Origin of the sequence: Yoonia sp. (assembly GCF_017854415.1) — a bacterium.
In the GTDB taxonomy this organism is placed as follows: Bacteria; Pseudomonadota; Alphaproteobacteria; order Rhodobacterales; family Rhodobacteraceae; genus Yoonia.
Window position 1 is genome coordinate 1 of record NZ_JAFMHR010000129.1, and the last position, 8,339, is coordinate 8,339.

Below are 8,339 nucleotides of genomic sequence, written 5' to 3' on the forward strand. Positions count from 1 at the left end.
GACCAAAACACGCCTGCGCAAGATGCAGCGTTATGCTGCGATCTCTGGCTCGCGCGTTGCGGCTTTGGAACTCGTCTAACGCCGGGCGGTTGGGCCGCAACACTGCGGCCCGTCATGGCAAACTACGTTACGGCAATGACATGGCGACTGTAAAATCCAAGAATGTCATTTTCCGCAAGCGACAAACCACCCTGCAGATCCGCTGCAACGTAAGCTTTAGCAGCCCAGTCCAAGCTGCCACTGGCGGTGCGTGCATCCAGGTTTGGTCGCAGAAATGCGGCAAAATCGACCAAGCTGTTGCCTTGCAAGGCCAGCGCGCCCGCCTCATGCCCATACCGAATGGCGACATCACCAATCGACCCAGATAGCCCCAAACGGGTCACCCCAGCAAAATTGACATTGGGTGGGTTCACACCTGCATAGTCGGCCAAGACAACAGGATCACCGCCCGCCTGTGCGACGGTCTGGATAACAGTCGTGGCACTTTCGCCGTCCCAATGTACCATCGGCAACATGCCTGCATAAAACCACTCGAAATCTGCTTGCGGACCCAAGCCCGCAACTTGCACGTCGTGACGAATACCTGCGGGCGTGATGTTGCGCGTAAGCTGGCAAGTTGCCACCTCTGCGCCCACTTGTGTTTGCCAAGTTGTCTCTTCGACAATGGTAATCGCCGTGCCAATACTCAGCCCGTTGCCGGCCGTTTCCGGTACCCAAGCAACGCCATCAAGGGCAATCGTGCGCGCCTCTAACACCTCATTGCCATGGGTTTGACCACCGACTTCGGTGACCGCACCAGCGACTGCGAAACGTGCGGCATACTCACGCTCGGACGCGTAATCAATCGCCACGAATTCCGGATAGGTCGGCCGGAAATCCGCGCGCCAATCCAGCGCCCCATCAGAGGCGATGCCATTGGTATGGGACGGGGCGTTTGGCCCGCTGGTCCCATTGCCACGGGCGGCATAAAATGTGCCGTCGAACTGCACTTCGTCGCCCATCTCATAGGCCGTATTTGGTTGCCAAAGCGGCGGCAGGATATGGGGGTCGGCAAGTGCCGCGCTGATCGAGATTGCTTCAATCAGAATGCTATTCCCGCCCGGCGACGCAGGTGCCCCATAACTGAGGGTGACATTGTGCGCACCACTTAGTCCGCTTGCGACCTTTATCGTTTGACGGCGCTGCATATCTATTGGGCTAAAGGCGGAAAATGCCTTGAAGCCCAGGTTGGCAGGATCGTCGATTTCATTGACCGCGTCCTGCCTGCCATCGATTTCGACCTTGATATAGCCGCCACTGGTACGCCCCGTATAATGCACCCAGATATCGTAAGCTGCGTCGCGCCCGACGGTGGCGGATGCAGTTGCGGTCGTGGAACTGCTTCCGATCGCGCGGTTGCCAGTGTAGCTGCCACCCAAGCCAGATCCAGACGATTGCAACTGCGACCAAGATCCCGTCAAAGTCAACGCGCCGACCGGATAGACATTGCGCAACGGTGCGATCAGCGTCTCGCGCCAGGAATAGCGCGTTGTTGGATCGTCATTATCTAAGATAAGGCAAGCAGCATGTTGCGCGCCCACCTCGCTCCAGATTGTCAGACCACCATCCAGACCTGCCGCAATTGCAACAGACGCGCCCCCGCCGTGATCAAAAAAAGCCGCCAATGTCTGCGGCGTTGGTGGCAGCCCCGACTGCGCGCTTGGTGAAAGTTCAAAGCCCAGCATGGATCAATACCACGCAACAAGCTGCGCCGTCGTACCTGTCGCCAAGACCCGCGTCGGGCGGATCGAAAGCACGCACCCCGCTTGTAGATTATAGCTCAATGCTTCGCCGTCATTGTCTTGCAAAACGGCTGTGCCAGACGTGTTGACATAGATCGCGCGCGGACGCACGGGTAGATCAAGGGTGTCAGAGGGTGAAATCACATAATGGGCAACGGCGGGTGAAGTCAAATTCACATAGTCAGTATCAAATGGATCAGGCATCGGGTTCTCCGCTTTAGGGTTACCCTACCTGCCTAAAATACTGCGGTTACAATGTGGTTGATCGACCGTGCGCACGGCGGCGCAACAAGTGCGGCGTCACTGTATCAATACGCCAGCAGCATCTTTCATTGCGAACGGGCTTAAGTCCCTTTGCAGCCCAAAACGACGCAAAAGGTGCGCCAAGCGATCCACATATCAAACCGAAAAGACGCGTGTTTCAAGTAGTAAAGATCCGCGTTCACTTTGCGTACAATCCCATCAAGCCCGTCCACATAACCCACTTCCGTTTGTGCAAACCCGCTAATTCCGGGCACTGTTTTGTGTCGCATAGCATAGTTCGGAATCTGTTTGAGATAGACACAGGCGTGGTCATAGCTGTCAGGGCGGGGGCCGATCAGACTCATCTCGCCGCGCAGAATATTGATGATTTGAGGCAATTCATCTAGCCGCATTTTTCGCAGGAACCGACCCAAAGCGGTAATTCGGTGGGATTCGAGCGCATCAAATGCGCCGCGTCGGTTCTGGCGATCTTCGGCCATGGTGCGGAACTTGAATGCCGTGAATGGCTGACAGCCTTGACCCATGCGGACCTGTCGAAAAACAAGCGGACCGGCGTTGAAAAACGGGTTCGCGGCAAGCAAAACAATCGCAACGATGGCCAGCGGCGCAAGCAAGAGCACTGAAAGCAGGATATCAAACGCTATTTTTCCGAAATTTCGCGGGATCGTCTCTGATGGCAAGGAATGATCCGCGCGCATCAAGATCTCGCCTTGGAAGTCTAACATATGGGCATCAACCTCTTTGCAAATCGACGCACTGGCATTCCAACGCAGTCTGATAATCCACGAAGGTGACGCGTTTCGATTAACGAAGAGTTAAATTTGCAGATCAACCTAAGAAAAAGATTTCCATATCCAGCCAACTTGCCTTAGTATTCAATAATCCGAATATGAAAGTTTGATTATGAAACTGACACGACGGCAAACCCTTCAACGCGGCGCAGCAGCAGGCCTATCCCTTGCGCTACCCCCGGTTGCTTGGGCGCAAACAACCCTGAAATCCGGCGGCGTGACCCTTGATACGCTTAGTGACGGCAACCTTGTGCTGCCCAAAAGCTTTTCTTTGGGCGAAACACCACCCGATGGCGCTGATGATATCTTGGCAAAATACGGGCTTACTGGCGACACGCTAGAACCTGATTGCAACGTGACTTTGTTGCGAAGTGGGGATCGCACTATCTTGTTTGATGCAGGTGCTGGCCAAGAGTTTATGCCAACCGCTGGCAAGCTGATCGACGCATTTGATGTGCTTGGCATAGATCCCGCCGACATCACGGACGTGGTTTTCACCCATGCACATCCCGATCACCTTTGGGGTGTGCTGGATGATTTTGGCGACCTGATGTTTCCCGACGCTGCCTACCACATCGGGCGCGCAGAATGGGATTACTGGACCGACCCGAATACGGTTTCGACCATCGATCAGGGCCGCGTAACCTTTGCTGTGGGGGCCAAAAACCGTCTGACGTTGTTGGCCGATCAAATTGCATTTTTCGAGGATGATCAGGAAATCCTGCCCGGTGTTCTGTCGCGCCTGACCGCCGGACATACCCCCGGTCACATGGCGTTCGAGGTCCAAATGGGCGGCGAAAATTTGATGATCATTGGGGATAGCATCGTCAATCATCACATCGCATTCGAACAGCCTGCATGGTTTTCAGGATCAGATCAGGATCAGATACTCGGTGCCCAAACCCGCCTCGCGTTGCTGGACCAACTGAGCCAAGCTCAAATGCGGTTTGTCGGATTTCATCTACCGGACGGTGGCGTGGGACGCGCTGAACGTCGCGGCGACGGGTTTATTTTCGTCGGAGAAGACGCATGACACGCATCGCCATTCTTGCAGCCTGCTTTTGGGCCTCCTCCGTCGCCGCAAACGAGAACATCGCCGACCAGTATCCTGCATCTGCACTGTATAGCCCGCCCGTTGAATTTATCCCCGGCGTATATAGTGCAATAGGTGCGACCGCCCCGCCAACTTATGAAAACAGTGGCCACAACAACAACCTTAGCTTCATCATCACCGGCGAAGGCGTGGTGGTGATCAATGGTGGCGGTGCATATGTTTTGGCAAAGGCCTTGCACGATGAAATCAAAGCGCTGACGGATGAACCCGTTGTTCTGGTCGTCAATGAAAATGGCCAAGGTCACGCGATGCTTGGCAATTCTTATTGGGTCGCACAGAATGTCCCGATTATTGCGCACGAAGACGCGGCCGCTGAATTTGAAGAACGCGGCTTTCGCATTCTGGATGCAATGCAACAACTAAACCGCGACAAAGCAGAGGGCACTTTTCTGCAAGCCCCCACCCAGACTTTCAGCGACGAATACATCACAGAACTTGGGGACTACCGCATCGAAGTGCGCTATCTTGGCCCATCCCACAGCGCCGGCGATGTCGTCGTTTGGCTGCCAAACCAAGGTCTTGTCATTGCAGGCGACATGGCGTTCCACGAACGGATGCTGCCGTTATTCGAGGATACTTATACCCTTGATTGGCTGGAAACCTGGAATAATGCATTTGAAACGCTGGGTGCGACCTATGTTATCCCGGGGCATGGGCATCCAACAAACATGGATCAGGTCCGCCGCTACACAAAAGGGTATCTGGAATACCTGCGCGCGCAGATCGGCGAACTTATCGAAAATGGCGGTGGATTGGCCGAAGCATATTACGTCGATCAATCCCCCTATGCGCATCTTGATACATTCGAGGAATTGGCAACCAAAAACGCAGGTCGCGTTTTCGAGCAAATGGAATTCGAATAGCGCTAGGCGACAACCACCGAAGGGCGGCGCATCACTCTATGTGTCGCCATCGCGCCAATCCACATGCAGCCGACCGCGACCCAAGCGGTCAGCGCAAAAATAGCACCACCCGACATGCCTGCGCCAACAGCACAGCCACCTGCCAACATGCTGCCAAATCCCATCAAAGCCGCACCAAACAGGTAAACCTCCATCGGGGTATCTGGGCCAAAGCGCTGGATTTTCGCCTCGCCAGTTGCCAGTGCCATAACGCCCGCGCCGACAAAAACGCCGGGGACAAGGCCGACACCAAACCCCAAAGGCAATTGCGTGCTGTTCACCAGCCCCATCAGTGTATCGGTTGACGGACCTGTAAAGGTGACTGACGAGATGGCCACGACCTCAAAGGAATGCATCGCAACGGTATATGTTCCAAGCCAGCCCAAAGCGATTGCAACGCCAACTCCCACCGCGGCAACTGCATGGCTTGGTTGTACCGCATATCGACGCGCATGCACCAAGGCCGCCAAAACCGCAATTGCCGCCACCGACGCGGCAAACCCCGAGGTGATCCCCATTTGATCAAGCAAACTGCGCGCAGCACCTCCGGGCACAAGCCACAGCGATGCGAGTGCTTCGCGTGCAGGGGCAAGGGCACCACGCAACGATGATTGCGCTACAAGCGTCAGCACAAGTCCGGTGATAATCGCGCGCAAGTTCCCTGTGGCTGACAGAACAAGCAACCGGCTGGCACAGCCGCGTGCAAGGACCATACCGCCCCCGAACATCAACCCGCCGATAACGGCACCCGACAGGCTGCCAGTTGTGGCTAATTGCCGGCTTTCGGTCACATCAAGCCAACCAAGCGCAATTGGAAACTGAACCGCAAAGACAGCCGCCGTGAACGCGATCAGCCAGATCGACAGACGCGGGCCAAGCTGTCCTTCGGCCACTTCAACAGTTGCGGCACGCAGGCAGAACCGCGAATGCTGAGCCGCCGCACCAAAGACCGCGCCGACCAGACCGCCTACGGCCATAAGAACCGCACCTTCGCCGTACACTTCGATCAATTCTTCCAGCATAGGCGGGCCTCAATCCTACTGTGCGGCCATCGGCAAACGGGCAAGCTGGCATTGGGTCCATAAGGTTTCAAGTGCCCCGACCAGATGGTCGATATCATCCGCCGAATGTACGGGGGACGGGGTAATGCGCAAACGCTCTGTTCCCTTTGGTACGGTGGGATAGTTGATCGGTTGAATGTAGATACCGTAGTCCCGCATCAAGACATCGGACAGGTATTTGCATTTGACCGGATCGCCGACCATCACCGGAATAATATGGCTTGGGTTGTCAGTGTGCGGGATACCAATCGCATCCAACCGCGCGCGCACTTGTGCCACGTTGTCTTGCTGGGCATCGCGTTCTGCGCGGCTGCGCATGAGGTGGCGGATAGAGGCCGTCGCACCTGCGGCGACTGCGGGCGGCAACGCGGTCGTAAAGATGAACCCGCTCGCAAAAGAGCGCACAAAATCACACAAGGCAGTGGATGCGGCGATATAGCCGCCCATCACACCAAATGCCTTGCCCAGCGTGCCTTCGATAACGGTCAGACGGTCCATAAGACCTTCGCGTTCGGCGATCCCCCCGCCGCGTGGACCGTAAAGCCCGACGGCGTGAACTTCATCCAAATAGGTCATTGCGTTATACTTGTCCGCCAGATCACAGATTGCGGCAATCGGGGCAATGTCACCGTCCATAGAATAAACGCTTTCGAACGCGATCAGTTTTGGACGCTCAAGAGGTTGCTCCGCGAGCAGTTCTTCAAGGTGCGCCAGATCATTGTGCCGCCATATCTGGCGCTCTGCGCGTGAATGGCGGATGCCTTCGATCATGCTGGCGTGGTTCAGCGCGTCAGACAGTACCAGACAATCGGGGATTTTCGCAGCCAAAGTGCCAAGTGCCGCCCAGTTCGAGACGTAGCCGCTGGTGAACAGCAGCGCGGCCTCTTTGCTATGCAAATCAGCTAGTTCTGCCTCGAGCAAAACATGATGATGTGTGGTTCCGGAAATGTTGCGGGTCCCGCCAGCACCCGCACCAACCTTGTCGATTGCGGCGTGCATAGCGGCGATCACGTCAGGATGTTGGCCCATTCCAAGATAGTCATTGGAACACCAGATTGTCACATCGCGTGTTTGATCGCCGCGATTTGTGGCGTTAGGGAAACTGCCGCAATGCCGCTCTAAATTGGCAAAAACACGGTAGTTGCCTTCATCCTGCAACCGCGCAAGTGCGGTCGTGAAAAACCCGTTATAGTCCATTGTCGTCCTTATCCGCCGATAGCGTCCTGAATAATTTCTTCCAGCAGCGCTTCTACCTTTTGCATCTCGCCTTCGGGGTATGTGCGATGTCCGATCATCACCTCGCCACCGCGTTCAGCGACGAAAATACCGTAGGGACAATGGGCAATGTTCATTGGATCAGCTTCCATCACCTCGCGCGATAGTTGGGCCGAGCAGAACAAGAATATATCTGCGCCTTCAAAAAGAACCGTATCACTGCCGACATCAGCACCCGTGCGGTTCAACATTTCGCCCGTGTGACTGACATAATCGATAACGAGGCCTTTGCCGACAATCGCGGTTTCGACAGAAAACGTCGCGTCGTCAAAGCTTCCGTCAAATGCGTAGGTCACAGCCTCTTGCGCGATGACTGGTGCGGCTATCATACTCAGAGCCGCGCTGATCAGTATATGTTTCATAGTTTTTCCTCCATATTAATAAGCCTAAGCAACTTAAAAACGGTGGGTACTGATACATATCAAGACCCACACGATTTTAGCCAAACATGTCTGCAACTATGCCGTCGTACCAACCAATCGATTCCTGATAGGTCGCAGCCCGCACATCGTCGCTTTCACCAGTTTGGCTGACAAAACCGTCCACCTTGGCGATCTTTTCAGGGGTGGCTTCATATGTCGCACCCACCTTGACGCCATTGTCGGTGTCGATCAGCGACCAGCAGGTGTTGGCAAAGCGCGCCGGGAACACAGTTGATCCGGTCAGCGCACCGCGCACCGCGTTGGCGCAAACCTTGGCTTGGCTATTGGCAGAGAACCCCGATTTGGGCATATCACCCTGCGCTGCGGCGTCACCTAACACATGAATGCTATCATCCATGGTCGATGACATGTCAGCCGCGTTGACTGGCGCCCAGTTGCCATCGGTTATGCCTGCCAATTCTGCAATCCGGCCCGCCTTCATCGCGGGGATCACGTTACAGACGTCTACATCCATCACATCTCCATCAATCGACAACGTCATTGCAGCCGGGTCAACGGCCACATTTGCCCCCCCGAAATCAGGGCCGATGCGTTCAATCATGCCAGCGTAGTTGTCGTTCCAGCCTTCCTCGAACAGGCCTTGCTTGGAAAAGCTTTCTTTGGGGTCAGCAATCAAGATCTTGGCCGTCGGGTTATTTTGCTTGAGAAGATGTGCCACCATCGAAATCCGCTCGTACGGTCCAGGCGGGCAGCGATAGGGATTGGGCG

The 8,339-nt window shown here is 55.4% G+C and carries 9 protein-coding genes; 2 read left to right on the plus strand and 7 right to left on the minus strand.

Translation table 11 applies throughout. From position 1 onward, the window contains the following. Nucleotides 1–122: 122 nt before the first annotated feature. From QZ197_RS13070 to QZ197_RS13080, 3 genes are all read right to left on the minus strand, one after another. Nucleotides 123–1,724 carry a hypothetical protein gene (locus QZ197_RS13070; protein ID WP_296432479.1) on the minus strand — a complete coding sequence of 534 codons (1,602 nt, stop codon included), beginning with the start codon at nt 1,722–1,724 and terminating at the stop codon, nt 123–125. 3 nt (nt 1,725–1,727) lie between these two features. Then, nucleotides 1,728–1,985 (minus strand): hypothetical protein, encoded by a 258-nt coding sequence (locus QZ197_RS13075; RefSeq protein WP_296432480.1) that lies wholly within the window; start codon nt 1,983–1,985, stop codon nt 1,728–1,730. A gap of 140 nt (nt 1,986–2,125) precedes the next feature. After that, nucleotides 2,126–2,770: a sugar transferase gene (locus QZ197_RS13080; protein ID WP_296432481.1), complete on the minus strand. Its 645-nt coding sequence runs from the start codon at nt 2,768–2,770 to the stop codon at nt 2,126–2,128. A gap of 178 nt (nt 2,771–2,948) precedes the next feature. Between QZ197_RS13080 and QZ197_RS13085 the strand changes: the two genes are divergently transcribed. Both QZ197_RS13085 and QZ197_RS13090 read left to right on the plus strand, forming a co-directional pair. Continuing rightward, nucleotides 2,949–3,869, plus strand: a complete 921-nt coding sequence (locus QZ197_RS13085) for an MBL fold metallo-hydrolase (RefSeq protein WP_296432483.1) — start codon at nt 2,949–2,951, stop codon at nt 3,867–3,869. Then, nucleotides 3,866–4,813: an MBL fold metallo-hydrolase gene (locus QZ197_RS13090; protein ID WP_296432486.1), complete on the plus strand. Its 948-nt coding sequence runs from the start codon at nt 3,866–3,868 to the stop codon at nt 4,811–4,813. Before QZ197_RS13085 ends, QZ197_RS13090 begins: the two co-directional genes overlap by 4 nt. Nucleotides 4,814–4,815: 2 nt before the next feature. On the opposite strand, the gene QZ197_RS13095 is transcribed toward QZ197_RS13090, so the two are convergent. The 4 genes from QZ197_RS13095 to QZ197_RS13110 form a co-directional block, all read right to left on the minus strand. After that, nucleotides 4,816–5,874, minus strand: coding sequence for a YeeE/YedE family protein (locus QZ197_RS13095; RefSeq protein WP_296432490.1), 1,059 nt, complete (start codon nt 5,872–5,874; stop codon nt 4,816–4,818). A gap of 15 nt (nt 5,875–5,889) precedes the next feature. Then, the gene (gene hemA, locus QZ197_RS13100) at nt 5,890–7,110 is read right to left on the minus strand and encodes a 5-aminolevulinate synthase (protein ID WP_296432492.1); all 1,221 of its coding nucleotides are present in this window, start codon (nt 7,108–7,110) and stop codon (nt 5,890–5,892) included. Between the two features lie 8 nt (nt 7,111–7,118). Beyond that, the gene (locus QZ197_RS13105) at nt 7,119–7,550 is read right to left on the minus strand and encodes a DUF302 domain-containing protein (protein WP_296432494.1); all 432 of its coding nucleotides are present in this window, start codon (nt 7,548–7,550) and stop codon (nt 7,119–7,121) included. Nucleotides 7,551–7,626: 76 nt separating this feature from the next. Next, nucleotides 7,627–8,339, minus strand: a 713-nt coding sequence (locus QZ197_RS13110; RefSeq protein ID WP_296432495.1) for an FCSD flavin-binding domain-containing protein, incomplete at its 5' end; no start/stop codon positions are given.

Coding starts and splice junctions, on each gene's coding strand:
- QZ197_RS13075 (WP_296432480.1), bottom strand. CDS start 1,985: ATGCCTGATCCATTTGATACTGACTATGTGAATTTGACTTCACCCGCC.
- QZ197_RS13070 (WP_296432479.1), bottom strand. CDS start 1,724: ATGCTGGGCTTTGAACTTTCACCAAGCGCGCAGTCGGGGCTGCCACCA.
- QZ197_RS13105 (WP_296432494.1), bottom strand. CDS start 7,550: ATGAAACATATACTGATCAGCGCGGCTCTGAGTATGATAGCCGCACCA.
- hemA (WP_296432492.1), bottom strand. CDS start 7,110: ATGGACTATAACGGGTTTTTCACGACCGCACTTGCGCGGTTGCAGGAT.
- QZ197_RS13090 (WP_296432486.1), top strand. CDS start 3,866: ATGACACGCATCGCCATTCTTGCAGCCTGCTTTTGGGCCTCCTCCGTC.
- QZ197_RS13095 (WP_296432490.1), bottom strand. CDS start 5,874: ATGCTGGAAGAATTGATCGAAGTGTACGGCGAAGGTGCGGTTCTTATG.
- QZ197_RS13080 (WP_296432481.1), bottom strand. CDS start 2,770: ATGTTAGACTTCCAAGGCGAGATCTTGATGCGCGCGGATCATTCCTTG.
- QZ197_RS13085 (WP_296432483.1), top strand. CDS start 2,949: ATGAAACTGACACGACGGCAAACCCTTCAACGCGGCGCAGCAGCAGGC.